This is a genomic window from Azospirillum sp., from assembly GCF_050789165.1.
On the sequence record NZ_JBOZRT010000083.1, the window covers coordinates 17,070 to 43,375 of the forward strand.

At 71.4% G+C, this 26,306-nt stretch carries 19 protein-coding genes; 10 read left to right on the top strand and 9 right to left on the bottom strand.

The genetic code is table 11. The features are described 5' to 3' along the window. Positions 1 to 15 precede the first annotated feature (15 nt). Complete coding sequence (locus tag ACRWK7_RS18220) at positions 16 to 969, bottom strand: anti-sigma factor family protein (protein ID WP_431857701.1); 954 nt, start codon at positions 967 to 969, stop codon at positions 16 to 18. Further along, entirely contained in the window at positions 969 to 1,481 is a 513-nt protein-coding gene (locus ACRWK7_RS18225; RefSeq protein WP_431857702.1) for a sigma-70 family RNA polymerase sigma factor, read from the bottom strand. Before ACRWK7_RS18225 ends, ACRWK7_RS18220 begins: the two co-directional genes overlap by 1 nt. A 435-nt stretch (positions 1,482 to 1,916) precedes the next feature. Between ACRWK7_RS18225 and ACRWK7_RS18230 the strand changes: the two genes are divergently transcribed. From ACRWK7_RS18230 to ACRWK7_RS18255, 6 genes are all read left to right on the top strand, one after another. Continuing rightward, positions 1,917 to 3,344 (top strand): efflux RND transporter periplasmic adaptor subunit, encoded by a 1,428-nt coding sequence (locus tag ACRWK7_RS18230; RefSeq protein ID WP_431857703.1) that lies wholly within the window; start codon positions 1,917 to 1,919, stop codon positions 3,342 to 3,344. 16 nt (positions 3,345 to 3,360) lie between these two features. Beyond that, on the top strand, positions 3,361 to 4,107 hold the full coding sequence (locus ACRWK7_RS18235) for an ABC transporter ATP-binding protein (RefSeq protein ID WP_431857704.1): 747 nt from the start codon (positions 3,361 to 3,363) through the stop codon (positions 4,105 to 4,107). Further along, complete coding sequence (locus tag ACRWK7_RS18240) at positions 4,104 to 5,336, top strand: ABC transporter permease (RefSeq protein WP_431857705.1); 1,233 nt, start codon at positions 4,104 to 4,106, stop codon at positions 5,334 to 5,336. The genes ACRWK7_RS18235 and ACRWK7_RS18240 overlap by 4 nt, the downstream gene beginning before the upstream one ends. Before the next feature lie 39 nt (positions 5,337 to 5,375). Continuing rightward, complete coding sequence (gene mgtA / locus ACRWK7_RS18245) at positions 5,376 to 8,000, top strand: magnesium-translocating P-type ATPase (protein ID WP_431857706.1); 2,625 nt, start codon at positions 5,376 to 5,378, stop codon at positions 7,998 to 8,000. A gap of 540 nt (positions 8,001 to 8,540) precedes the next feature. Next, positions 8,541 to 9,263 carry a hypothetical protein gene (locus tag ACRWK7_RS18250; RefSeq protein ID WP_431857707.1) on the top strand — a complete coding sequence of 241 codons (723 nt, stop codon included), beginning with the start codon at positions 8,541 to 8,543 and terminating at the stop codon, positions 9,261 to 9,263. A 28-nt stretch (positions 9,264 to 9,291) separates the two neighbouring features. Next, complete coding sequence (locus tag ACRWK7_RS18255; RefSeq protein ID WP_431857708.1) at positions 9,292 to 9,753, top strand: hypothetical protein; 462 nt, start codon at positions 9,292 to 9,294, stop codon at positions 9,751 to 9,753. Between the two features lie 548 nt (positions 9,754 to 10,301). Here the strand turns inward: ACRWK7_RS18255 and ACRWK7_RS18260 are convergent. The 4 genes from ACRWK7_RS18260 to ACRWK7_RS18275 form a co-directional block, all read right to left on the bottom strand. Next, positions 10,302 to 11,462: a Rid family hydrolase gene (locus ACRWK7_RS18260; RefSeq protein WP_431857709.1), complete on the bottom strand. Its 1,161-nt coding sequence runs from the start codon at positions 11,460 to 11,462 to the stop codon at positions 10,302 to 10,304. 21 nt (positions 11,463 to 11,483) lie between these two features. Beyond that, positions 11,484 to 12,161: a 2OG-Fe(II) oxygenase gene (locus ACRWK7_RS18265; protein ID WP_431857710.1), complete on the bottom strand. Its 678-nt coding sequence runs from the start codon at positions 12,159 to 12,161 to the stop codon at positions 11,484 to 11,486. A gap of 34 nt (positions 12,162 to 12,195) precedes the next feature. After that, on the bottom strand, positions 12,196 to 12,885 hold the full coding sequence (locus tag ACRWK7_RS18270; RefSeq protein WP_431857711.1) for a 2OG-Fe(II) oxygenase: 690 nt from the start codon (positions 12,883 to 12,885) through the stop codon (positions 12,196 to 12,198). A gap of 414 nt (positions 12,886 to 13,299) precedes the next feature. Beyond that, a complete protein-coding gene (locus ACRWK7_RS18275; protein WP_431857712.1) occupies positions 13,300 to 15,225 on the bottom strand; it encodes a propionyl-CoA synthetase in 1,926 nt (641 codons plus the stop codon). A gap of 235 nt (positions 15,226 to 15,460) precedes the next feature. Here ACRWK7_RS18275 and ACRWK7_RS18280 point away from each other — a divergent pair, with 235 nt between their 5' ends. The 4 genes from ACRWK7_RS18280 to ACRWK7_RS18295 all read left to right on the top strand — a co-directional run bounded on the left by ACRWK7_RS18280 (position 15,461) and on the right by ACRWK7_RS18295 (position 21,570). Further along, entirely contained in the window at positions 15,461 to 16,012 is a 552-nt protein-coding gene (locus tag ACRWK7_RS18280) for a Uma2 family endonuclease (RefSeq protein WP_431857713.1), read from the top strand. Between the two features lie 71 nt (positions 16,013 to 16,083). Beyond that, a complete protein-coding gene (locus ACRWK7_RS18285) occupies positions 16,084 to 17,724 on the top strand; it encodes an acyl-CoA synthetase (protein WP_431857714.1) in 1,641 nt (546 codons plus the stop codon). 132 nt (positions 17,725 to 17,856) lie between these two features. Continuing rightward, positions 17,857 to 19,020 carry a GNAT family N-acetyltransferase gene (locus tag ACRWK7_RS18290; protein ID WP_431857715.1) on the top strand — a complete coding sequence of 388 codons (1,164 nt, stop codon included), beginning with the start codon at positions 17,857 to 17,859 and terminating at the stop codon, positions 19,018 to 19,020. Between the two features lie 135 nt (positions 19,021 to 19,155). Then, the gene (locus ACRWK7_RS18295) at positions 19,156 to 21,570 is read left to right on the top strand and encodes a methyl-accepting chemotaxis protein (RefSeq protein ID WP_431857716.1); all 2,415 of its coding nucleotides are present in this window, start codon (positions 19,156 to 19,158) and stop codon (positions 21,568 to 21,570) included. 69 nt (positions 21,571 to 21,639) lie between these two features. Here the strand turns inward: ACRWK7_RS18295 and ACRWK7_RS18300 are convergent, their stop codons facing one another. From ACRWK7_RS18300 to ACRWK7_RS18310, 3 genes are all read right to left on the bottom strand, one after another. Beyond that, complete coding sequence (locus tag ACRWK7_RS18300; protein ID WP_431857717.1) at positions 21,640 to 21,978, bottom strand: hypothetical protein; 339 nt, start codon at positions 21,976 to 21,978, stop codon at positions 21,640 to 21,642. Positions 21,979 to 22,065: 87 nt separating this feature from the next. Next, a complete protein-coding gene (locus ACRWK7_RS18305) occupies positions 22,066 to 22,848 on the bottom strand; it encodes a 3-hydroxybutyrate dehydrogenase (protein ID WP_431857718.1) in 783 nt (260 codons plus the stop codon). A 66-nt stretch (positions 22,849 to 22,914) separates the two neighbouring features. Then, positions 22,915 to 26,181: an AsmA family protein gene (locus ACRWK7_RS18310; RefSeq protein ID WP_431857719.1), complete on the bottom strand. Its 3,267-nt coding sequence runs from the start codon at positions 26,179 to 26,181 to the stop codon at positions 22,915 to 22,917. Positions 26,182 to 26,306 lie beyond the last annotated feature (125 nt).

The window sequence follows — 26,306 nt, forward strand, 5'->3', positions numbered from 1 at the left end:
TTCCACTCCCCGGCCTCAGCTGTCCTTCGGCTTGTGGGTGTCGCTGACCGGCTGGACGCCGTTGCCCTGCTCACTCTCGCGGCGCTGCTGGTCCGGGTTCTTCTCCTCCGGGTTCTGCTGCTGCTGCTGCTGGGGCGGCGGCGGGGCGAGGCGGCGGCCAGCCTTGACGTCGTCGTAGACGGCCTTGGTGATGCCCAGCAGCTCGTCACGCGACAGGCGGCCGATCAACGCGTAGGCGAGCTGGCCCTCGACCCAGTAGAAGGTCGCGACGTCGCCCTTCTGCGCGAAGCTGAAGGAGTTGTTCTGGCCCTGCGGGGCGGAGCCGGCGAACAGGGTGATCCGCTTGCCCTGGTCGTTGATGTACATGTACTGCGCGCCCGCGCCGAGGTCGGTGGGCAGCGAGCGGCCGCCGACGAGGCGGTAGCCGACCTTCGACAGGTCGGGGCCGAACACCTCCTTGCCGACGCGCTGGGACAGGAAGCTGTCCAGGGCGCCGGGGTCGTCGGCGCCCATCTCAACCTGATAGCGCTCGTCGGCGGTGTAGAAGCGGTGGGCCTGCGCGGCCTCCTCGGCGAAGGTGAGGAGGTTCTGGCGCTGCTGCTGCTGCGCCGGCGACGGGATGCTGGCGCCGCGGCCGAAATAGCCGCCGGCGGCGCCGCTGACCAGCAGCATCACGGCCGCGGCCATGCGCACCCAGGGCTTGGCGTACCAGGCCGGGCGGTTGTCGTTGCCGGCGATGCGGCCCTTCAGGCGGTCGGCGAGGTCCTGGGTCTCCGGCACGTGCTCCTCGCGCAGGACCGGGTCGAAGATCTCGTGCAGGAGCGCCGCCTGGGCGCGGTAATCCTCGACCTTGCGGGCGGCCTCCGGGTCGTCGGCCAGCCAGCGCTCGACGGCCAGGCGGCGGTCGCCGTCCAGCCAGCCATCCACGTAGGCGTGGAGATCCTCGTCCTTCAGCTTGTGCGCCGTCATCACTTCACCCTCCGCAGGCCCGCCGCGGCCCCGCCATTCGCCATCTTGGTCCGCACCGCCTCGCGCGCGCGGGAGAGGCGCGACATGACGGTGCCGATCGGAACGCCGAGAACCTCGGCGACCTCCTCGTATTTCAGGCCCTCCAGCGCGACGAGCATCAGCACCTGCCGCTGCTCCTCGGGCAGTTCATCGACCGCCCGCATCATCTCGCGGACCTCGACGCGCTCCTCCTGCCGGGCCGGCGTGGTCAGCCGGTGCTCCACAGCATCGACCGGCACCTCGTCCGGGCGCGACGCGCGGGAACGGACCTGATTGACGTGGACGTTGTGCAGGATGGTGAAAAGCCACGCCCGCAGGTTCGTCCCCGCCTGGAAGCTGTCGGCCCGCGAGATCGCGCGCGCCAGCGCCTCCTGCACCAGATCCTCGGCGTCCACGCGGTTGCGCAGCAGCGACCGGGCATACCGGCGCAGCGACGCGATGTGGACCTCCAGCTCGACCCCGAATTTGCTCAACCGCGCACCCGATCGTTGTCCGGCGGTGCCCTCCGCCATGCGGCGGAACGGCCCACCCACAGGTAGGAAGACGCGGCCGCGGTTCCCAGGTCGCCCCGAAGCCCGGTGCCGACCTGAGAAACACGGCCGCTTTGAGGTTTATTCCAGACTGTGGAGCCGGTGTAGCGGAAATTCGTCAGAATCGTGGCGCCGCCGGCTCCAGGCCGTTGAAATCCCAACGGTTCGCCGACAATAAAGTTTCAGCCGGGACATTTGTGAGGCATCTGGGACAATAAAGTTACATTCTGAACGGCTGGCCGGTTCGTCCGGACCGGGTGTCCCGACCGCGCGCCGGCCGGAACGGCGTTGATCCAGGTTAATGCCCGGCATGAAGGCGGGACGATGATGGACCGTCCGTCGCGTCGATGCGGGCCGACATCCGGATGGAGCCAGACCATGACGCTGCCGCTTTCCGACCACGGATCGCGCACCGGACGGTCGGGCGCGTCGGCACCGCCCCGCCGCGGCGGCCTGCGGCCGTCGGCCTGGCTCATCGGGCTGGCGCTGGCGCTGCTGGCCGGAGCCGCGCTGCTCTACTCCGCCGTGGGCACCCGCAGCGGCGCGCCGGCATACCGCACCAGCCCGGTGACGCGGGGGGCGGTCACCGCCTCGATCACGGCATCGGGCACCGTCAACCCCGTCGTGACGGTGCAGGTCGGCTCGCAGGTGTCGGGGCAGATCAGCGAACTGCTGGCCGACTTCAACACCGAGGTGAAGACCGGCCAGCTCATCGCCCGAATCGACCCCGCGCTGTTCGAGACCCAGGTCGCGCAGGCCGCCGGGGATCTCGCCGTCGCCCAGGCCGGCATCGAGACGCAGCACGCCACGGTCGCGCGCGCGACCGCCGACCTGGAAGCCGCCCGCGCCACCCTGACCAACGTCCAGGCCCAGCTGCGCAAGGCGCAGGCGGTTCTGGTCAACGCCCAGAACAGCTTCGACCGCACGCAGCGGCTCTTCGACCGCGGCAACGCGTCCGCCTCGGACCGCGACAGCGCGAGGTCCGCCAACGATGCCGCCCAGGCCGATGTCGAGGCCCTGACCGCCCAGCAGATCAGCCAGCAGGCGATCGTCCGCTCCACCGACGCGCAACTCAGCCTCGCCCAGGCCAACCTGACGAGCGCGACCGCGCTCGTCCAGCAGAAGCAGGCGGCGTACCAGGGGGCGCGCATCAACCTGGAGCACACGCGCATCGTCGCCCCGGTGGACGGCACCGTCATCCAGCGCAACGTCGACCGCGGCCAGACCGTCGCCGCCAGCCTGCAGGCGCCGGTGCTGTTCACCATCGCGCAGGACCTCACCGCGATGCAGGTGGACGCCTCGGTGGACGAGGCGGACGTCGGCACCGTGCGGCTCGGCCAGGAGGTGCGCTTCTCGGTGGACGCCTACCCCGGCCGCGGCTTCACCGGAACGGTGCTGCAGATCCGCAAGGCGCCGCAGGTGGTGCAGAACGTCGTCACCTACGACGTGGTGATCTCGGCGCCCAATCCGGACCTGGCGCTTCTGCCCGGGCTGACCGCCAACGTCCGCATCATCGCCGACCACCGCGACGACGCGCTGCTGATCCCCAACGCCGCCCTGCGCTACCACCCGGCCAGTGCCGCCCCGTCGAGCGCGCCGCCGTCCCCGCAGGCGGGCGAGGTCTGGGTGCTGGCGTCCGCGGGGCAGCCGGAGCGCCGGCCGCTTCGCCTCGGCATTTCCGACGGCACCGCGGTGGAGGTCGTCGCGGGCAAGCTCGCCCCCGGAGACCGGGTCGTGCTGGGCGAAGCCGCACCCGCCGCGCGCACCGGCTCCGGCCCAACGGTGGGCGCGGGTCCACGCTTCTGAGGTCGAGGAACCGGCCATGACCGACTGGCTGATCGAGACCGAGCATCTGAGCAAGGAGTATCGGCTCGGCGACGTGCCCCTGCTCGCCCTGAACGACCTGTCGGTGCGCGTCGCGCGGGGGGAGTTCGTGGCGGTCATGGGGCCGTCGGGGTCGGGCAAGTCCACCTTCATGAACCTGCTCGGCTGCCTCGACAGCCCGACGGCCGGCACCTACCGGCTCGACGGCCGGGACGTCTCCCACCTGGACGGCGACGCGCTGGCGGCGGTGCGCAGCCGGCTGGTCGGCTTCGTGTTCCAGGGCTTCAACCTGCTGCCGCGCACGTCGGCGGTGGAGAACGTCGAACTGCCGCTGGTCTACGCCGGGGTTCCGGCCGAGGAACGGCGCCGCCGTGCGCTGGCGCAGCTGGCCGAGGTCGGTCTGGCCGAGCGGGCGCGGCATCACCCCTCGCAGCTCTCGGGCGGCCAGCAGCAGCGGGTGGCGATCGCCCGCGCGCTGGTCAACGAACCGCTGCTGATCCTCGCCGACGAGCCGACCGGCGCCCTCGACTCGCGGACCAGCGTCGAGATCATGGCGCTGTTCCAGACCTTCAACGCGCGCGGCATCACCGTCGTGCTGGTGACGCACGAGCCGGACATCGCGGCCTTCGCCCGGCGGACGCTGCGCTTCCGCGACGGGCGCCTGATCGACGACCGGCCGGTCGCGGCCCCGCGCGTCGCGGCCGAGGTGCTGGCCGCGTGGCGGCCGGCGGAGGCGGCGGCATGACCCTGCTCTCCTCCCTGCGCATCGCGCTGGCGGCGCTGCGCCTCAACCTGATGCGCAGCGTGCTGACGATGCTGGGCATCATCATCGGCGTGGCCTCGGTCATCACCATGATCGCCGTCGGGTCAGGAGCGGAGGCGCGCATCGCCGACCAGATCAACAGCCTCGGCTCCAACCTGATCGTCGTGGTGTCCGGCGCCATCACCTCGGGCGGCGTGCGGCTCGGCTTCGGCACCCAGATGACGCTGAGCGAGGACGACGCCCAGGCCCTGCAGCGCGAGGTGCCCGAGGTTCTCGTCGCAGCACCCGGCGTGCGCGGCGGCGCGCAGATCATCTACGGCAACCTCAACTGGTCCACCGTCGTCTTCGGCACCACGCCCGACTTCCTCGCCGCCCGCGACTGGGACGTGGCGCAGGGACGGCCGTTCGAGCAGGCCGACCTCGACCGCGCCGCCAAGGTGGCGCTGCTCGGCCAGACGGTGGCGACGACGCTGTTCGGCGGCGCCGACCCCGTCGGGCAGACGATCCGCGTCAAGAAGGTGCCGTTCACGGTGATCGGCGTGCTCGCCCGCAAGGGCCAGAGCATGCAGGGGCAGGACCAGGACGACACCCTCGTCATGCCGCTGAGCACGGCGCGCAACCGGGTGCTGGGGGCCAGCGAGGTGAACCGGCGCGCCGTCGCCGCCATCCTGGTGAAGATGCGCGCCGGCGCCGACATGCGCGCCGCCGAGGCGCAGATCCACGGCCTGCTGCGCCAGCGCCACCATCTCCAGCCGGCGCAGGACGACGATTTCTGGGTGCGCAACCTGTCGGAGGTGGCGCAGGCGCAGGAGGCGTCGTCGCGCGTGCTGACGCTGCTGCTGGCCGCGGTCGCCTCGGTGTCGCTGGTGGTCGGCGGCATCGGCATCATGAACATCATGCTGGTCAGCGTCACCGAGCGGACCCGCGAGATCGGCCTGCGCCTCGCGGTGGGCGCGCGCGGCCGCGACATCCTCGGCCAGTTCCTCATCGAGGCGCTGACGCTGTCGCTGCTGGGCGGGCTGGCCGGCATCGCCGTCGGCGCCACCGCGTCCTTCGCCATCGGCCACTGGGCGCACTGGCAGACCGACCTGAGGCCGATGGCGATCCTGCTCGCCGTCGGCTTCGCCGCGGCGGTCGGCGTCTTCTTCGGCTTCTACCCGGCCCGCAAGGCGTCGCGGCTGCAGCCGATCGAAGCCCTGCGGTACGAATAGGAGCGGGTAGCCTGGACACCGAAGCCGGAGGCGCGCGCCATGAGCGATCACCCCGACAGCGTCGCGATGGCGGACCGGCCGCTGGCCGGCGTCCTGGCCGACCTCGGCGCCACGCCCGCCGGCCTGGACGCCTCGGAGGCGCGGGCGCGGCTGGAGCGCTGGGGCGTCAACGACGTCACGGCGGTGCGGCGCCGGCCGCTGTGGCTGCGCTTCCTCGACCGGCTGCGCAACCCGCTGCTCGTCATCCTGCTGCTCGCCAGCGGCTTCTCGGCGGCGGCCGGCGACCTCTACAGCTTCGCCATCGTCGTCGTCATCGTGCTCCTCAGCATCGTCCTCGACTTCGTCCAGGAGGTCCGGGCCGAGACTGCGGTGGAGGCGCTGCGGCGCTCGGTCGGGCTGCGCGCCGCCGCCCTGCGCGACGGCCGGGAGAGCGACCTTCCGGTCGAGCAACTGGTGCCCGGCGACGTCGTGCGGCTGACCGCCGGCGATCTGGTGCCGGCCGACGCGCGGCTGATGGAGGCCCGCGACCTCTTCGTCAACCAGGCGCTGCTGACCGGCGAGCCCTACCCCGTCGAGAAGCACGCGGCCGACCTGCCGCAGCCGGCGGCCGATCCGAGCGCCGCGACCAACACGCTGTTCATGGGCACCTCGGTCATCAGCGGCACCGGGCGCGCCGTGGTCGTGCGGACCGGGCGGGACAGCCTTCTCGGCGGCATGGCGCACAGCCTCGCGGCCGCGCCGCCGCCGACCGACTTCGAGATCGGCGTGCGCCGCTTTGGTATGCTGATCCTGCGGGTGACGGTCTTCCTGGTGCTGTTCGTGCTGCTGGCCAACGTGGCGTTCCACCGGCCCTGGCTGGAGTCGCTGATGTTCGCCGTCGCCCTGGCGGTGGGGCTGACGCCGGAACTGCTGCCCATGGTGGTGACGGTGACGCTCGCCCGCGGCGCCCTGCGGCTGGCCGCGCGCAAGGTGATCGTCAAGCGGCTGACGGCGCTCCACAACCTCGGCGCGATGGACGTGCTGTGCACGGACAAGACCGGCACCCTCACCGAGGCGCGCATCCGCCTGGTCCGCCACATCGACTGGCACGGGCGGGAGAGCGAGGCCGTGTTCCGGCTGGCCTGGCTCAACAGCCATTTCGAGAGCGGCATCCGCAGCCCGCTCGACGACGCCATCCTGGAGCACGGCACGATCGAGGCCGCGGACTGGCGCAAGCTCGACGAGGTCCCCTTCGATTTCGAGCGGCGGCGCGTGTCGGTGCTGCTGGAGGGCGGCGGCGGCCACATGCTGATCGTCAAGGGAGCGCCCGAGGAGATCCTGCGCCTGTCCACCCATTACGAGCCGAGCCCCGGCACCGTGCTCGCCTTCGACGCCGCCGCGCGGGCGCGCGCCGCGGACCTGTTCGAGAGGCTCGGCGAGGACGGGTTCCGCGTGCTCGGCATCGCCTCGCGCGCCGTCGGGCCCGAGCAGCGCGAGGCCCGGGTGAGCGACGAGACCGAGCTGGTCTTCGCCGGCTTCGCCGCCTTCCTCGACCCGCCCAAGCCGGGCGCCGCCGAGGCGGTGCGCGCGCTGTCCGGGGCCGGCGTGGCGGTCAAGATCCTCACCGGCGACAACGACCGCGTGACCCGGCACGTCTGCCGCGAGCTCGGCATCGCGGTGACCGGCCTGATGACCGGCGACGAGCTGCACGCCCTGAGCGAGGAGGCGCTGCGCGCGCGGCTGGCGACCACCAACGTGTTCTGCCGGCTGTCGCCGCCGCAGAAGCAGCGCGTGCTGGTGGCGCTCAAGCACCGCGGGCACGCGGTGGGGTTCCTCGGCGACGGCATCAACGACGCGGCGGCGCTGCACGTCGCCGACGTCGGCGTCTCGGTGGACAGCGGCGCCGACGTGGCCAAGGACGCGGCCAGCCTGATCCTGCTGGAGCACGACCTCGCCGTGCTGCACGACGGCGTGCTGGAAGGGCGCCGCACCGTCGAGAACGTCACCAAGTACATCCTGATGGGCAGCAGCTCCAACTTCGGCAACATGCTGAGCATGGCGGGCGCCGCGCTGGTCCTGCCGTTCCTGCCGATGCTGCCGATCCAGGTGCTGCTCAACAACCTGCTGTACGACGCCTCGGAGATCGGCATCCCCTTCGACCACGTCGATCCGGAGACGATCAGGCGACCGGTGCGCTGGGACCTGGAGCACATCCGCCGCTTCATGCTGGTGATGGGGCCGGTCAGCTCGCTGTTCGACTTCCTGACGTTCTACGCGCTGCTGGCCCTGTTCGGCGCCGGCGAGGCGCTGTTCCAGACCGGCTGGTTCGTGGAGTCGCTGGCGACGCAGTGCCTGATCATCTTCGTGATCCGCACGCGCCGCACGCCCTTCGCCAGCCGTCCGCACCCGCTGCTGGCCGGGCTGTCCGTCGGGGCCGTCGTGCTGGCCGCGCTGGTGCCGCTGAGCCCCGCCGGCGCGCTGTTCGGCTTCGAGCCCCTGCCGCCGGCCTACTTCGCCTTCCTGGCGGTGACCGTCGTCACCTACCTGGGCTTGGCCGAGGCCATCAAACAGGTGTTCTACCGGACCTTCGCCAGACGGCATCGGCCGTCGGGAAGCGGGGGGCGCAGGCCGCTCACCCGTCCCGCGCCGACGGGACGCGTGAAGCGCCTCGGCCCGCCGGCGTGACCGCGGGCGCGCGGTCCGCGCCCGTCGACCGGCAGCGCTCCGCCGCCTTCTCCCACTGGGCTTCCAGGAAGGTCCTGGGTGTCTTCGCCGCCCCGGCGTCAACTTGGGCGAACTGTTCCGCCGCGTTCCTGGTGCGCTCCGACGGGCGCCTGGACATCTCGTTCATGGCCGCCTCCTTCTGGATGGCCAAAGGCTAACCCCTGGCGATCGGATCGGGCACGTTAAACTTCCTTCATGTTGCGGTCGTCGCAAGGCCACCCATGGGTTCAGCCCAGGTCACGTCTATGCCGCCGGCGTCCGGCGACGCTCGCCTCCTCTGCGCGACCCAGGCCGCCGGTGCGCGAAGGATGAAATTACTTTAATCCCGGACACGACTCCTGCAGGGTATGTTGTCGGCCGAACAGGGCGAGCGGTCATGCCGGCACATGAAACAACTCTTTCTCCCATCATGGCCGTGCATGGTCCCCGCCCCACCGGGCGGCCGGCGTTCCGGCGGATGATCGACGTCCGCCCCATCGGCCATCCTGCCGGTGGGGCGGAATGAACCGGAGCGCGTTCCTTCAGCGCTGGGCGGTCGGCCTGGGCGGGCTGGCGGTTGTCCTGGCCGGCCTCGGCGACGCTGCGGCGGCGCCCGCGGACGGCCAGGGGATCGTGGTCTACAGCGTGGAGGCCGGGAGCCCGGCGGCCCCATCCCCCCTGCTCCGGCGCGTGCAGGCCGGCGGCTGGGATCTGGCCATCAACCCCGTGTCCGCCGATGCCGGGCGGGAGCGCGACGACGCCAACGCCTTGATCGCACGCGTCCAGGGCCTCAAGGCACAAGGATACCGGCGCGTCGTCCTGGCCGGCGAGGGGGGCGGCGGTTGGGTTTCCCTGCTGGCCAACTCGTCCTTCCAGTCTCCCGAGCACGGCAGCGGCATCCATGCCGTGATTGCTCTCGATCCGCACGCCATCAGCGCGGCGGAGGCGGACCGGCGCCTGCAGCAGTACACGTTCATCAATGTCCTGAAGACGCAGGATCCGACCCGGCTGGCGCTCTTCGTCTACGAGGCGGACCCCGACGAGGCGGAGACGCTGGGGGCGGCGCTGCCGCTCATCGTCGCAGTCCGCACGCCGGTTCACCACGTGGCGGTCGAACCGGGGTCGGCCGGCACCGCCGACGGGCCGCGCAGCGGCGCCTTCGCCGAACGGTACGGGCCGTGCGTTCTCGCCCTGCTCGCCCCCGCCGTGAGCGCCCCGCCCACGGCCTGCACCACCCAACCATGATCGTGTGAACTGTCGGGAGCCGGTCGGCATGGCGCATTCGGAAGTCGTCAGCGGGATGGTGAAGGCGCTCGGGCCGGCATCTCCGTCCGGCCGCGGAAAGCGTTACGCCTGGCTCGAACTGGCCGGCCGGCGTGGAACCGTGATGCTGCGCAACGTCGTCGTCGGGCCGAACGTGTCCGCACACCTGGCCGCCGGCGCCGACGGCACGTTCCTCGTCCAGCACGGCGCGAGGGGGTGCGCCCTCGCCGCCGTGAAAGTGAGTTCGTCCTACGCCGAGGACCGCAACCTCCTGCTGGCCGAGGGACTGGCCATCGCGGTGGGCGTGGGCGCCCTGGGGCTGCCCGCCGCGTTCGCGACCTGGACGGCGTTCGGGACCGGCGAGGTGACCGGCGTCCCGGTCGTCCTCTTCGGCCTCGCCGCCGTCCTGGTGTTCTCGCGGTTCGGCCCGCTGTCGGAGGGGGACTATGTCGACTTCCGGAAAGGATCATAGGCCGGCGCTACCCATGGCACGTCGCCAGGCACCGCTCCGACAACCGCACTGACGGGCCCCGGAGCGCCCGCGTCAGGCAGGATCGTCACGCCAGGGGACGAGCACGCCGCGTCGTGTCTCGGTTCGAGATTTGAGGGACGATGCCGCTCTGCATCGCCCCTCCGCTCTCATCGATCCCAATCCCGTTCCCGGATGGCCTGTCGCTGTTCCTGCAGGGTCGGCTCCAGTCCATAACGCCGTGGATTGCCGCACATCCAGCAGCTACACATTGCCAGATTGTCGGCGGCCTTCTGCGGAACGTCGGCCCAAGGGCAGACACGCCGAGCCTTCGCGACCATGCGCGCGCGTTCATGCCGGCGGCGCGCCCGCTTCATGTCTTTGGACATCTTGCCTCTTCAAGCTCGATGCCCCGGTGCGTCCCGTCCACGGTGGACGGCGCTGCCGGGGCTATCGTGGCTTGGCAGAGGTGTCGGCGGTACTCGTCATGCAGGCATTGTAGCCGCCAGCCGGACCGGCGTCACGCCGCCTTCTCTGGGCGGCGCGCCGGGTCAGAAGCGGGGCAGCGCCGGATCGTCGTTCTTCGACACGGCAATCCCCTCGACCTCGATCAGCCATTCCGGCCGGCAGACGGCACCGCGGACGATGAGGGCGGGCACCTCCGGCAACCGTTCGGCGAGGTGGGCCTCGACGCGCGGGTGGTCGGCGGTGTCGCGCAGGTAGACCAGCAGGTGGGTCATGTCGGCCAGCGTCGCCGCGCCCGGCTTCAGGATCGCCTCGACGTTCTCCAGCGCCCGGTCGAGCTGGGCGATCACGTCGCCGGGGTGCACCACCCGGCCGGTCTTGTCGATGCTCGCCGTGCCGGAGATGAAGCCGTGCGCCCGGTCGGCGTAGGCGATGCGGGTGCCGCGCTCGAAGGTGACGTTGTAGTCCCGCGTCGGGCACATGTAGTCGAAGTCGTTGAGGAACGACATCTGTTCCGGGACCATGCCGAGGACCGAGTAGGCGTCCATCGACACCACGTCGTACTGGTGGGCGCAGGCCCCCTCGATGCCGGTGCTGGCGATGTAGTGGGTGTCGGCGGTCAGGCCCTGGCGGTCGAAGACGGCGGTCCGGCTCCTCACCATGCCATGGTAGAAGACGTCGACGTCCTTGACGTAGATCCAGGTGCGCACGCAGTGGTCGTGCAGGTTGCCGCCCTCGGCCGACAGCGTCGCCATCAACGCGTCGAAGATGCCGCCCGTCTGCGCCTCGGCGCTGACGACCGGGTCGGCGCTGCCGGCGCACAGGCGGGTGCTCCACAGGTGGCGCAGGCCGTTCTGCTCGACCAGCACGTGGTTGGGCGACAGCCGCCGCTTGGCGACCGCCGCGCCGTCCACGTGGTAGGCGAGCAGCGCCACCTTGGAGCCGGGCAGCGGCTGCTGCTGCACCAGCGACACGGCGACCGGGCTGCCGGGCAGGTCCTGGACGAGCGGGCTGGCCTGCACCGCGGCGATCTGGTTCAGCACGTCGCTGACGAAGACGCGACGGAACACCGCGGTCTCCGGATCGAGGCCGAGGGCACGCTGCGCGTCGGCGTAGCGGCGCTCGACGGCCCGGAGCTGGTCGGCGAAGGAGAGGTCGGCCGGCGCCTCGACGGTGATGTAGTGCTCGGTCGTGCCGAGGGCGCCGCGGAAGCTGCGGGCGGCGATGCCGGTGGTGGCCATGTGCATGACGGAGGGTTCCTGCTGCGCTCAGCCGATGGAGACCGGGCGGTCGGGGAAGCAGAGCTGGTCCTTGTCGCGCCAGCTCGGGTGGACGTAGTTGATTTCCAGCAGACGGCGGATGCCGACGATCCGGCGCTTCTCGAAGCCGTGCCAGGTGTTCTCGCCGGGGATGAAGATCGCCGCCGAGTTGAACTCGGCCGAGGAGCGGCCGACCCAGCGCTTCTGCGCATCGTAGATGTCGGTGCCCCAGTCGGCGGCGTCCGGCCCGGTGCACAGGTAGATCACCATGGAGCACAGCTTTTCGGGCACGTCGTGGTGCGGCTCCAGCCAGGCGCCGTCGATGTCCTGGATGTACTCGATGCGCAGATGGCTGCCCTCGGCCCGGAAGCCGCAGACCTCGCCCGCCAGCCGCGCCGCGTCCGGGCGCTGCAGCGCCTCGGCCAGCCGCGCCACCACCGGGAAGCGCGCCTGGAGCTGGGGCGTGAAGAACGTCCGCTTGTTGTTGTCACGGTCGCGCACGCCGCCGCAGTCGTCGATCAGCAGCGGCATTATCGGCAGGCTGATGAGGCCCAGGCACACCGCCTCCGGCAGCACGTCCTGAAGGTTCCAGTGCAGGTACGGATCCTCGTGGCGCTGGGAGTCGAGCAGCGCGCGGCGGAAGTGGCGCGCGATCCTCGCGGCGTCGGGGTAAACCAGGGGGTCCATGGGGCGGTCCTGTCTGCGGGGCGGCGAGGTCGGCTCAGTTCATGCCGGGCAGCTTGCGCGGCGCCAGTTCGATGATCTTGCGCAGGGGCGGGATCGACTTGGCGAAGGCGCTGACGCTGTGGCGCAAGTATTCCTTCCGCACATACCACTCCGAATCGACCCAGCAGAGCTGCAGGCTGGCGCGCTGCCCCTTCTGCGGCAGGAAGCCGTGCCAGGAGTGGTCGCAGACGCGGAACATCAGCATCTTGCCGAACTCCGGCGGGAACTCGAAGGCGCAGTCCTCGCGGTCGTTGCTGCGCAGCACGCGCAGCCGGCCGCGCTCGTACGGCCACTCGCGGCTGAAGCCCAGCAGAACGGTGACGATCTTGTGCCGGGAATCCGGGTGGGCGTAGCCCTCGTTGTAGTGGCCGGTGGTGGCGCCCATCATGACGATGCAGCGGTGCCGGTGGCTGAGGTCCATGTCGAACTTGTTCTCGACCAGCCGCTCGAAGCGCGGGGAGAGCAGGTCCTTGATCACCGCGCCGAACTTCTCGCCGTAGCGCAGGCTGGGCAGGCCGTAGCTGCCGCGGTGCGGGATCTGCGGCGCGTCGGCGAGCACCGCCTCCTTGTGCTGGAGGCCGATCGCCCGGTCCACGTAAGCATAATCGTAAGGATCGCGGTGCAGGGCCGCCGCCGCAATGGTATCCTCGTCGAGCATCGAGAATGGAATATCTTTAGCAGACATGCGTTTCCTCTTCCGGTCCGGCAACCCCGACAACGTCCGCGGACGATACAGGAGGAGTTTCCCTTGCGGTAGACGACGTATTGCTTGCTGAGAAAAAATATTCCGGGCTCGACCCGCCTTCCGTTGACAAAAATCATCGCTTTAGAAGCGATCAAAGGGAAAGTGGGCGCGCCCGCAAGGGCACCCAAAGAGTTCCGACAGAATTTGGCCGACCTGAAGTCTGTCGGACGCACGGCACGTCGGCCGGAACGCGGTCACCGGTGTTGCGACCACAGGATCAATGGCCGAACCTACTTCAGGATGAGGCTTCTCGTCTACGACCTTTGGTAGAGCGATCACGGGAAAAAATGGCTCCGGACATGAAAAAGGCCCCTTCCCCGGTGCCGGGGAAGGGGCCTTCGCGAGCCGTGCGGCCTACTCCGCCTGATCGTACTTGGCGGCGTAGCCCAGGGACTTCAGCGCCTCGGCGATCTCCGGCAGGATGCCCGGATCGTCGATGGTCGCCGGCACCTTGTGCTCGGCGTTGTCGGCGATCTTCTGCATGGTGCCGCGCAGGATCTTGCCCGAGCGCGTCTTCGGCAGGCGGTCCACCACAACGGCGCGCTTGAAGTCGGCCACCGGGCCGATCTGCTCGCGCACCAGGGCGACGACCTCCTTGACGATCTCCTCGTGGCTGCGGGTGACGCCGGCCTTCAGGCACAGGAAGCCCAGCGGCACCTGCCCCTTCAGGTCGTCGGCGACGCCGATCACCGCGCACTCGGCGACGTCCTTGTGGCTCGCCAGCACCTCTTCCATGGCGCCGGTGGACAGGCGGTGGCCGGCCACGTTGATGATGTCGTCGGTGCGGGCCATGATGTAGACGTAGCCGTCATCGTCGATGAAGCCCGCGTCGCCGGTCTGGTAGTAGCCCGGGTAGTCGGCCATGTACGACTTGACGAAGCGCTCCTCGGCGTTCCACAGCGTCGGGAAGGTGCCCGGGGGCAGCGGCAGCTTGGCGCAGATGGCGCCGGTGTCGCCGCGCGGCACCTCCTTGTGCTCGGCGTCGAGGATGCGGATGTCCCAGCCGGCCATCGGGCGCGTCGCCGAGCCGTACTTGATCGGGAACAGGTGCACGCCCAGCGGGTTGCCGGTGATCGCCCAGCCGGTCTCGGTCTGCCACCAGTGGTCGATGACCGGGACGTGCAGGTTGTCCTCGGCCCAGTGCAGCGTGTCGGGGTCCGACCGCTCGCCGGCCAGGAACAGGGCGCGCAGGCTGGAAATGTCGTACTTCTTGATGAACTCGCCGTTCGGGTCGTCGCGCTTGATGGCGCGGAACGCCGTCGGCGCGGTGAACAGCGTGCGCACCTTGTGCTGCTCGATGACGCGCCAGAAGGTGCCGGCGTCCGGCGTGCCGACCGGCTTGCCCTCGAACACGATGGTGGTGCAGCCGTACAGCAGCGGCGCGTAGCAGATGTAGGAGTGGCCGACCACCCAGCCCACGTCCGACGCGGCCCAGTACACCTCGCCCGGCTCGGCGGCATAGATGTGCTTCATGGTCCACATCAGCGCCACGGCGTGGCCGCCGTTGTCGCGCACCACGCCCTTGGGCTGGCCGGTGGTGCCGGAGGTGTAGAGGATGTAGAGCGGGTCGGTCGCGGCAACCGGCACGCACTCGGCCGGCTCGGCCTTGGCGACGGCCTCGGTCCAGTCCACGTCACGGCCGGCGACCAGGGACGCGGTCTCCTGCGGGCGCTGGAAGATGATGCAGGCCGAGGGCTTGTGGTCCGCCTGCTCGATGGCGGCGTCCAGCATCGGCTTGTACTTGACGACGCGGTTCGGCTCGATGCCGCAGGAGGCGGAGACGATCACCTTCGGGGCGGCGTCGTTGATGCGGGTGGCCAGCTCGTGCGGGGCGAAACCGCCGAACACCACCGAGTGCACGGCGCCCAGACGCGCGCACGCCAGCATGGCGACCACCGACTGCGGGATCATCGGCATGTAGAGGATGACGCGGTCGCCCTTCTCGACGCCCTGGGCGCGCAGCGCGCCGGCGAAGCGGGAGACCTGGTCCTGCAACTCGGCATAGGTGATGGTCTGGACGGTGCCGGTGACCGGGCTGTCGTAGATGATGGCGGCCTGATCGCCGCGGCCCTGCTCCACATGGCGGTCGACGGCGTTGTAGCAGGTGTTCAGCTCGCCGCCCTTGAACCAGCGGTAGAACGGCGGCTTGCTGTCGTCGAGCACCGTGTCCCAACGCTTGATCCAGGACACCTGCTCCGCGGCGTCGGCCCAGAAGCCCTGCGGATCGGACAGCGAGCGGGCATGCATCGCGTCATAGGTGGCTGCTGACGTCTGACTCATGAGAGCGTTCCCATTTTTGTTCGTTTTCTGCGGATTCCTCCGGCGCCGCGCAACGATGGGTCGCGCCGGCGCGTCAATGTGCTACAAATCATAGGGAGATTGCAAACGCGATCACGGGGCGTGCGGCGCGAGGACGCGGGCGTCGGACGGGGTTTCGGCTCACCCCTGCCCAAGCGGCGATCCGTGCCGTATATTATCATGAACGTGGCGTGGACATCCGACGCGGAGGTTGCCTGTGGCCCAGCCGTTGCCGAAGCCCTGGACGGTCGCCGAGTTCCTCGATTGGGAGCGCCAGCAGCCTGAGCGGTACGAGTTCGTGGACGGCGTCATCCGCATGATGACCGGCGGCACGAACCGGCATTCCGCGATCAAGCTGAACGTCGGAACGACCTTGCGTTCCGCGCTGCGCGGACGCAATTGCCGGGCCTGGGCCGACGGCCCGAAGGTCGTCACGCCGGTCTCCGGAACCTATCCAGACGCGGTCGTCACCTGCGGCCCCACCGATTTCGACGACGACCGCGCGGAGAATCCCGTCGTCATCGTCGAGGTGCTGTCCCGCACCACCGCCGACTACGACCGCGGCGGCAAGTGGGTGGCGTACCAGGGCATCGCCTCGCTCCAGCACTACCTGCTGGTGTCGCAGGACGAGCCGCGGGTCGATGTCTACACCCGCGACGGCGCCGGCTGGCGGCTTGAGGTCCTCACCGGCCTCGACGCACAAATTCCGTTGCCCGCCATCGACTGCGTGCTGTCCCTGACGGACGTCTACGAGGAGGTGCGCTTCTAACGCCTTCCCCGCCCGCCGGTTCTCTGGCAAGACTCCCGGTAACGAAGAACACGGCCCAGGGGAGGACCGCCATGGCGCGCGCGACGCAGAACCCGTACGAGACCGACCTCGACCAGAACGCGGCCAACACCACGCCGCTGACCCCGCTGTCGTTCCTGCGCCGCACCGCGGCGGTGTTCCCGAACCGCACGGCCGTCGTCCACGGCCCGGTCCGCCGTACCTGGGCGGAGACCTACGAGCGCTGCGTGCGCCTCGGCTCGGCGCTGGCGGCGCGCGGCATCGGCGTCGGCGACGCGGTGGCCGTGATGGCGCCCAACATTCCCGAGGCGTTCGAGGCGCACTTCGGCCCCGCCATGATCGGCGCCGTCCTGAACGCGCTGAACATCCGCCTGGACGCCGAGGCGCTGGCCTTCATCCTCGACCACGGCGAGGCCAAGGTGCTGATCACCGACCGGGAGTTTTCCGGCGTGATGGCCAAGGCGGTGGCTCTGCTGGATCCGGCGCGCCGGCCGCTCGTCATCGACATCGACGACCCCCAGGCCAAGGGCGGCGAGCTGATCGGCGCGATGACCTACGAACAGTTCCTGGAAACCGGCGACCCCGCCTTCCAATGGCGCATGCCGCCGGACGAGTGGGAGGCCATCGCGCTCAACTACACCTCGGGCACCACGGGGAACCCGAAGGGCGTCGTCTACCACCACCGCGGCGCCTACCTGAACGCCATGGGCAACGTCGCCACCTGGGCGATGCCGCACCACCCCGTGTACCTGTGGACTCTGCCGATGTTCCACTGCAACGGCTGGTGCTTCCCGTGGACGGTCACCGCCATGGCCGGCACCAACGTCTGCCTGCGCGCCATCACCGCCAAGGCCATCTACGACGCCATCGCCGACCACGGCGTCACCCACCTCTGCGGCGCGCCGATCGTCATGGGCCTGATCTGCAACGCGCCGGACGACCAGCGCCGCGAGCTGAAGCCGGGCCTGAAGATGATGACCGCCGGCGCCGCCCCGCCTGCCGCCGTCATCGAGAAGATGGAGCGCATGGGCATCGAGGTCGCGCACGTCTACGGCCTGACCGAGGTGTACGGCCCGGTGACCATCTGCGCCTGGCACGAGGAATGGAACGACCTGCCACTGGACGAGCGCGCGGCGATCAAGGCGCGCCAGGGCGTCAACTACGCCACGCTGGAGGGGCTGATGGTCGCCGACCCGGTCACCCTGCAGCCGGTGCCCAGGGACGGCGAGACCATGGGCGAGATCTTCATGCGCGGCAACACGGTGATGAAGGGGTATCTCAAGAACCCGCGCGCCACGCAGGAGGCGTTCGCCGGCGGCTGGTTCCACACCGGCGACCTCGGGGTGTGGCACCCGGACGGCTACATCCAGATCAAGGACCGCTCGAAGGACATCATCATCTCGGGCGGCGAGAACATCTCGACCATCGAGGTGGAGGGCGTGCTCTACAAGCACCCGGCGGTGCTGGAGGCCGCCGTGGTGGCGCGGCCCGACGAGAAGTGGGGCGAGACGCCCTGCGCCTTCGTCACGCTGCGGGACGGCTCGACCGTCACCGAGGCGGAGATCATCGCCTGGTGCCGCGCCAACCTCGCGCACTTCAAGTGCCCGCGCACCGTGGTGTTCGCACCGCTGCCCAAGACCTCGACCGGCAAGATCCAGAAGTTCGTGCTGCGCGAGCAGGCGAAGGCGCTGTAGCGCGCGATCGCTCCCTCCCCAACCCTCCCCCGCGTCGCGGTGGAGGGGGCTGCCGACGCAGTGGCGGCGTTCCCTCTCCCGCAAAGCGGGGGAGGGACAGGGAGGGGGCAACACCATCTCGTGGAAAGCACCATGCCCACCTACACCCGCTTCGCCCCCGGCGACCTGGACGCCCTGGCGCACCTGCTGCGCCAGGGCTTCGGCATCCCGCGCGCCGACCTGCTGCGCTACCGCGACCTGTTCGGCGACGGGGTGTTCCGGATGCTGCGCCACGACAACCGGCCGGCCGGCTGCGCCGCCGTGTGGGACATGCCGCAGTGGTTCGGCGGCCGGCCGGTGCCGTCGCGCGCCGTGGCGGTGGTGACGGTGGAGCCGGCGGCGCGCGGCGCCGGGCTGGGCGGCGCCCTCATGGCCGATGTCCTGCGCGAGGCGCACGCCGAGGGCTGCGCGCTGTCGGTGCTCTACGGCGCGACGCTGCCGCTCTACGCCAAGCTCGGCTACGCCCGCGCCGGCAGCGCCGTCACCTACGGCGCGGCGCCCGCCGTGCTGGCGCGCGGACCCGCGGACGGGCTGCGCCGCCTCGACCCGCTCGACGCCGACCTTCTGGCGGCGCTGCGGCTGCGCGAGGCGCGGACCGGCAACGGGCTGGCGGAGCGCGGCGAGGCGCAGTGGACGCTGCTGCTCAAGCCCGGCGACGAGCAGGCGGCCGACGTCTACGTCGCCGACGGGCCCGACGGGCCGGAAGGCTACGTCGCGGTGCGGCCCCCGGCCGAGCGGCGGCTGACGGTGGTGGATGTGTGCGTGCACGGCCTGCGCGCGGCGCACCGGGTGCTGGGCTTCCTCGCCGGCTACCGCGCCCAGGTGGACCGCGTGGTCTGGCCGGGCGGGCCGGAGGACCCGCTGGTGCATCTGGCGGCCGACACCGGCGTCGCCATCGACGGCTGGGAGGAGTGGCTGGCCCGCGTCGTCGATGTGGAGCGGGCGCTGGCCGCGCGCGGCTACCCGGCGGGCGTCGAGGGCACGCTGGTGCTGGACGTCGCCGACCCGCTGCTGCCGCACAACCACGGCCGCTTCCGCCTGACGGTGGCGGGCGGGCGCGGCCGGGTCGACAGACCATCTGACGGAGGGCAAGCGGACGTGGTGCTACCAGTTGCCGCACTGGCGCCGCTCTACACCGGCCATCTCGGCGCGTCCGCGTTGCGGCGGATCGGGGTTTTGCACGGCTCCGACGCTGGAATTGCTACGGCTGATAAGCTTTTCGCGGGGCCGCGCCCCTGGTTGGCGGACCGCTTCTGAGGCCACCCGGCGGCGGGGGCGCTGCCGGACTCCCTGGATTCCCGCGGATCTCCGGCGTATGAAAAACCAGACATTAACCGTTTGCGACTACAAGAAAAGCTGCCACAGGCCGCACACCCCGGGGAGCCCGCCGTTATGACCATTGGTACGCGTATTGCGCTCGGTTTCGCGACCGTGCTGCTGCTGACGGTCGCCGTCGCCTTCGTGGGCTGGAACAGTCTGCGCACCTACGCGGGTCGCGTGGACCTGGCGTCCCACACCGCGGAGCTGGACGCACGGCTGAAGAACGTCCGGCTGGAGGAGGCGCGCTTCGTCACCGAACGCGACTCCAAGGCGGCCGCCGCGGTCCCCGGCATGCTCGACGCGCTGCGCAAGGAGGCGCAGGACACCCGCGCCGCGCTGGACGGCGCCGACGGCGTCAAGCTGGTGGACGACATCCTCGGCGGCATCGACGGCTACCGCAGCGCCTTCGCCAACTTCGTGGCGCAGGACGCCGAGGCCAACAAGCGCACCGAGACCATGGCCGCCCGCGCCAAGGAGCTGCGCGACGTCGCCGAGAAGATCAGCAAGGAGCAGTCCGAGCGCTACGACCAGAACCTGGTCAGCCTGAACGACGCCGCTGCCGCCGCCCGGCACAGCCGCGAGACCGCCGCCCGCGCCGACCGCATGATCGAGCAGCTGCTGGAGGCCCGCCGGCTGCAGAGCGAGTTCACCCGCACCCGCGCCCGCACGACCGCCGGCGCCACGGTCAACGTCCTCGACAGCCTGCTGGAGCACGCCGAGGCGCTGAGGGGCGAGGTGGCCGGCACCAACGAGGAGGATCTGGGCGAGAACATCGTCGCCGCCGTGCGCGCCTACCGCGACACCATCGTCGAGCAGACCCGCCAGTCCTCCCGCGGCGAGGACGCCGAGACCTTCCAGGCCCGCATGGTCGTGCTGGAGAAGCAGGCCGAGCAGGTGCAGGCGCTGGTCCGCGAGATGCAGGACAACCAAGTCGCCGTCTCCGGCGCGCTGCAGGACGCCGCGAACTTCGCCCAGTCGGAGGTGAACGAGGCGACGCTGCTGCGCGGCATCGCCATGCGCATGATGCAGAGCGCCCAGGCCGCCATGCTGGCCGAGCGCGACTACCGCCTGAAGGGCGACGCCGTCGCCCGCGCCAGCGCCACCCACGCGGTGAAGGACACCCTCGATCTGGCGGAGCAGGCCGGCAAGCTGCTGGTGGACGCCGGCGGCAAGGCGATGATCGCCAGCGCCAAGGCGGCGGCCCAGGCCTTCGACAAGGAGTTCGCCGCCCTGGTCGCCACCGCCGAGGCTCAGCGCGCCGCGTCGGCCTCCATGGCCAAGGCCGCCGGTACGGTCAGCGACCAGACCGCGCGGCTGGTCTCCATGCAGCGCGACGACCGTGAGGAGGGCCGCGCCAACGCGACGCTGGTGATCACGCTGGGCGCCCTGGTGGCGCTGGTGCTGGGCGGCCTGCTCGCCTGGTTCATCGACCGCGCCATCACCGTGCCGCTGCACGCCATGACGCACGCCATGGACAAGCTGGCCGAGGGCGACCTGTCGGTGGACATCCCGGCCTCCGACCGCAAGGACGAGATGCGCCACATGGCCGACGCGCTGCGCGTGTTCAAGGAGAACGCGCTGGAGATGCGGCACATGGAGGAGGAGCGCGAGAGCATGCGCCGGCAGATCGACGCCGACCGCCGCCGCACCATGAACGAGTTCGCCAACGGCTTCGAGCAGGCGGTGTCCGGCGTCGTGCAGACGCTGACCACGTCGGCCGGCGCGCTCGGCCGCGACGCGCAGGAGATGTCGTCCGACGCCGCGCTGACCACCGCCAAGTCCACCGCGGTCGCCAGCGCCTCGCAGCAGGCCACCAGCAACGTGCAGACGGTGGCCGCGGCGACCGAGGAGCTGTCGGCCTCCATCGCCGAGATCTCGCGCCAGCTCACCGCCTCGTCGCAGGCGGCGATGGACGCGGCGGACAAGGCGAAGCAGACCAACACCGCGGTGCAGGGCCTGTCCACCGCCGCCCAGCGCATCGGCGACGTGATCGGCCTGATCCAGGAGATCGCCGAGCAGACCAACCTGCTGGCGCTCAACGCCACGATCGAGGCCGCCCGTGCGGGCGAGGCGGGCAAGGGCTTCGCGGTGGTGGCGACCGAGGTGAAGAACCTCGCCGGGCAGACCGCCAAGGCGACCGAGGAGATCTCCGCCCAGGTGTCGGAGATGCAGTCGGCCACCAGCGGCGCCGTGGACGCCATCCGCACCATCTCCGACGCGGTGGCGACCATCAGCCACACGGTGACCGGCATCGCCGACGCCATGCAGCAGCAGGGCTCGGCGACCCGCGAGATCGCCCACAACGTCAACCACGCCGCCGAGGGCACGCAGGAGGTGATGCGCAACATCGCCGAGGTGACGACCGCCGCCGGCAAGACCGGCAGCGCCGCCGACGCCGTGCTGACCGCGTCGCGCGAGCTGGCCCGTCAGGCCGACATGCTGCGCACCGAGGTGACCGGGTTCCTCAACAAGGTCCGGGCGGCTTAACGCGGCTCACTTGCCCCACCCTCCCCTGCGAAGCGGGGGAGGGGTCAGGGGTGGGGGGAAGTACGCCCCCTACTTCGCTTCCCGCTTCGGCAGCGGCGTGCCGTCCGCCTTCAGGATCTCCGTCGGCTTCAGCGTGCCGCGGCTGGCGGTGCCGGTGACGGTCAGGCGGTCGCCCTCCTTCAAGCCGTCGAAGACGAACTCCTTGCTGGTCACGTCCACCGTCTGCTGACCGTCGCTGAGCGCGACGTACTTCGAGCCGACCCGCTTCACCGTGCCGACGACGGTGCCCTCGCCCAGCATCAGCAGGTCCATCACCCGCATCTGCGGCGGCTTCTTCGCCTCCTGCGCCAGGGCCGGGCCGAACGCCAGGGATGCCGCCAGCGCGGCGGCCACGAGACTCGTCTTCATACCGTCCACCCAGTTCTGCATGGTGGCGGCAGTATGGAGCCACACACCGCCCTGTAGCTTGACGTTCATCAAGCCCTTATCAAGCCCCTACTGCGCCGTCCACGCCCCGTCCATCGGCAGCGCCGCGCCGGTCATCTGCGCCGCCGCGTCGGAGCACAGGAACACCGCCAGCGCGCCCAACTGCTCGGGCGTGACGAACTGCCCGGAGGGCTGCTTGGCGCCCAGCAGTTCGGCGCGCGCCGCCGCGTCGTCCAGGCCCTTGGCCGCCGCCAGCGCGTCCACCTGCTTCTGCACCAGCGGAGTCAGCACCCAGCCCGGGCAGATGGCGTTGCAGGTGACGCCGGTGCCGGCGGTCTCCAGCGCGGTGACCTTGGTCAGGCCGACCACGCCGTGCTTGGCCGCCACGTAGGCCGATTTCTGGGCCGAGGCGACGAGGCCGTGCGCCGAGGCGATGTTGACGATGCGGCCCCAGCCGCGCGCCTTCATGCCGGGCAGCGCGCAGCGCGTGCCGTGGAACACCGCGGACAGGTTGATGGCGAGCACCGCGTCCCAGCGCTCGACCGGGAACTCCTCGATGGGCGCCACGTACTGGATGCCGGCGTTGTTGACGAGAACGTCCACGCCGCCCAGCGTCGCCTCGGCGTGCCGGATCAGCGACTCCACGCCCCCGGCGGTGGCGAGGTCCGCGCCGTGATAGGCGACGCGCACGCCGCACTCGGACTCCAGGGAGGAGCGCAGCGCCTCGATGGTCGCGGCGTCGCCGAAGCCGTTGAGCACCAGGTCCGCCCCGGCCCGCCCCAGCGCCCGCGCGATCCCCAGCCCGATGCCGCTGGTGGATCCCGTGACCACCGCCACCTTGCCCTTCAGCATTCCCCGCCCTCCCGGATTGTTGGCCAGGCCCGCAGAATGCCGCCCGATGGCGGCTTTGTCACCCGTTCAGCGCTTCAGGCCGTCCAACAGGCCGCGGATCATCTCCTGCGGGGCGGCACCGCCCGGCAGGGGAAGCCCCGGAACCTGCGGCACCACCTTGTCCAGCACCGCCCCGGCCGCGCGGCGGGCGAGGAACTCCTGCACCTCCTGCATCTCGAAGGCGCGGGTCGGCTGGTCGAGCGGGCCGGTCAGGCGCAGGCTGACCGGCGGCAGCGGCTGGTCGGCGCGGGCGGCGACGCGCACCCGCATGTCCACGGTGCGCGCCGGCAGGTCCACCTGCCCCACCGCCGTGGCCTCGCCGACCTCGGAGATCAGCCGCAGGTCCTCGGTGCGCGCCACGCCGCGCTGGATGGCGAAGGTGCCGTCCATCCGGGCGAAGCGGGTCTGCCCGCCCTGCAAGGCGCCGAGCACCGCCGGCAGCGCGTCCTGCGGCCGGTCGACGCGGGTCAGCCGGTCGCGCAGCACGCCCATGTCGAAGCCGCGCACCAGACCGTCGCGGGCGTGCAGCGCGCCCTTGCCGGACAGCCCCTGCATCAGCGCGCCGCGGCTCGCCCCGGCGGTGTTCAGATCCAGGTCGAGGTCCAGCGTGCCGCCGGCCACGTCCACCGCCCCGCCGCCCAGGGCCTCGGCGAGCTTGGCCTTGACCAGGGTGACGCTCAGCTCGCCCTGGGCGCCGCCGCCCTCCCCCGCCGTCAGACGGCCGGTGGCGCCAACCTGCCCGCCGAGCACGCCGCCGTCGAGCTGGTCCAGCGTCAGCACGCCGTTCTCCAGGCCGGCGCGCAGCGCCGGGCGCTCCACCCGCCAGCCCTCGGCGACGATGGCCGCCGCGGTCAGGCCGAGCTTCCCGTCGAAGCCGCGCATCCAGCCGAGGTCGAGGCGCTCGGCATCGGCCGCGGGGGCGCCCGGCGCGGCGGGAGCGCCGGCCGGCCGGCGCGAGGCCGCGGCGGGGCCGGCCAGCAGCTGGTCGAGGTCGAGGTCGCCGGTCTGCAGGTCCGCCTGCACGCGCGGCTTGGCGCCGGCCAGATCGACCTGGGCGCCGCCGCGCACCGGCGTGCCGGCGACGAGCCCCTGCAGGTTGTTCAGCGCGAACGCCTTGGCCGAGCCGGCGGCCTCGGCGTAGAGGTCGATGCCGCCGATCTCGCGCGCCGGCCTGGCGCCGTCGCCGAACAGCGCGACGAGGCGGGCGGTCTCCGGATAGGTGGCGCGCAGCTTGACGTCGGCGCCGGCGGTGTGCTGCAGGTTGGTGACGGCGCCGCCGACGTCCAGCGTGCCGCCGGCCGCGGCGAGGTTCAGCTCCACCGCCAGCCGCTCCAGGTCGCCGGCCAGCCGGCCCTGCGCCTTGACCGGGCCGATGCGCTCCGGCGCCGGGGCGCCGGCCGGCCAGGCGACGATCTTCGGCAGCCCGGTCAGGCTGTCGGCCGCGGCGGTGAAGGTCAGGTGCGTGATGCGCAGCGGCGACAGCCCGCCGATCTGGCCGTTGAGCTGCGCCGTCACCCCGGCGGCGTCGCCGACGGTGGCCTCGCGCACGGTCAGCGTCCCGGCGTTGGCGGTGGCGTCCAGGTGCAGCCCCTGGATCGGCAGCCCCTGCACGGTGAGGTGCTGGACGGTGAGGTCGAGGTTGGCATCCACCGCCTTCAGCAGCCGATCGACGCCGGGCGGCACCGGGCCGGCCTTGGGATCCGGGGCGGCGCCCTTGGCCGGCGCCGGCGCCGAGCGGAAGGCCGGCAGGTAGGGGTCGAGCACCAGCCGGTCCACCTCGGCGCGGATGCCGAAGGCCGGCCGGCCGCGGTCCACGTAGGCGACGCCGCCGGTCAGGCGGCTGGTGTCGAGGCGCAGGTCGATGCCCGTCACCTCCAGCTTGTCGCGCCGGCCCTGCACGCGCGCCGACAGCGAGGCCTTGCGCAGCCGGTCGGGCGGCACTTGGCCGGCATCGACCCTCAGCCAGTCGAGCAGGCCGCGCAGGTTGTCGGCGTTGGCCTCGACGCGCAGGTCGACGCTGGGCGGCCCGCCGGCGGCGGTCAGCGCGCCGGCGGTGACGAAGTCGGCGCCGCCCGGCAGCAGAGCGCTGAGACGGTCGAGGTTCAGCGTGCCGTTCGCCAGCGCCGCCTCGACCCGCAGCTGGCGGACCAGCCCGCCGTTGTAGCCGATGCCTTCCACCGACAGGTCGAGCCGGCCGGTGAGGTCGGTGGGCAGCGCGACCTCCGCCGCCGGGGCGGGCGCCGCCGGCGCCGGGCCGTTGCCCTTGACGTTGGTGGCGCGCGCCGGGGCGGCCTGCTGCATCCAGGCGTCGAGGTCGAGCCGGTTGACCGCCAGCGCCAGCGTCACGTCGGGCGCCGGCTTCAGGCGCACTCCGGCGGTGCCGGTGGCCCGCGTGTTGCCGAGCTGCGCCTCCAGCCCGTTGACCGCGTAGCCGCCCTGCGCCCCCGCCTCGACCACCGCACGCAGCGCGAAGGGCTGCGCCAGCACGGCCGGCGCCGTCCCGCCGTCGCCGCGCAGCGCGTCCACCACGCGGGCGAGGTCGCTGCCCTCGGCGCGCAGGTTGAGCGACAGCAGCCCGCCGACCGTCCCGGCCAGCCGCAGCGTGGCGTCGCCGTCGGCCAGCCCGACGGTGGTGCGCAGCGGCACCGCCATGTTCTCGACGATGGGGCCGACGATCAGCTCGCCCTTCAGCGCCGCGCCGCGCCACGCGAAGGTGCCCTGCACCTGGAAGGGGCCGACCAGACTGTTGGCGACGACGCGGGCATCGACGTGCTCCGCCCGCTCGGTGCGGCCGGCGGCGTCGCGGTAGAGGATGGTCCCCTTGCGGATCTGCACGTCGTCGAAGCGCACCGAACCGCCCAGCCCCTCGCCCGGCCGGGACCCCGTGTCGGACGCCGGGGCGCGGCCGGACGAGAGGTCCCAGTTGAGGCGGCCATCGGGCAGCACCTCGGTGGCCAGCACCGGCTCCACCAGGGTGACGCTCTCCACCGTCACCTTGCCCTCCAGCAGCGGCCAGAAGGCGATGGTGGCGTCCAGCTCCTTGAGGCGGAGCATGTCGGGCTCCGCCGCGCCGGGGGCGTTCGACAGGCGGGCGTCGCGCACCGACAGCGCCGGCCGCGGCAGCAGCGACAGCCGGATGTCGCCGCGGATCTCCACCGTGCGGCCGGTGGCGGCGCCGACGCGGCCGGCGATCTCCGCCTTGTAGCTGTTCCAGTCGATGAAGCTGGGCACCGCCAGCACCGCGGCCACCAGCACCACGGCGAGGATCAGCAGCGTGATGAGCGTCTTCTTCACCGGATCTCCACCGTCCCCAAAACCGCCTCGGCGGTGCGCGAGGCTTCTCGCCCCTGTCGTCTTCCGCTAAGGTATCCGTCCCTCAGTGAACAAGCAAATTGGGCATTCCCGCGGCAAGGCCGCGA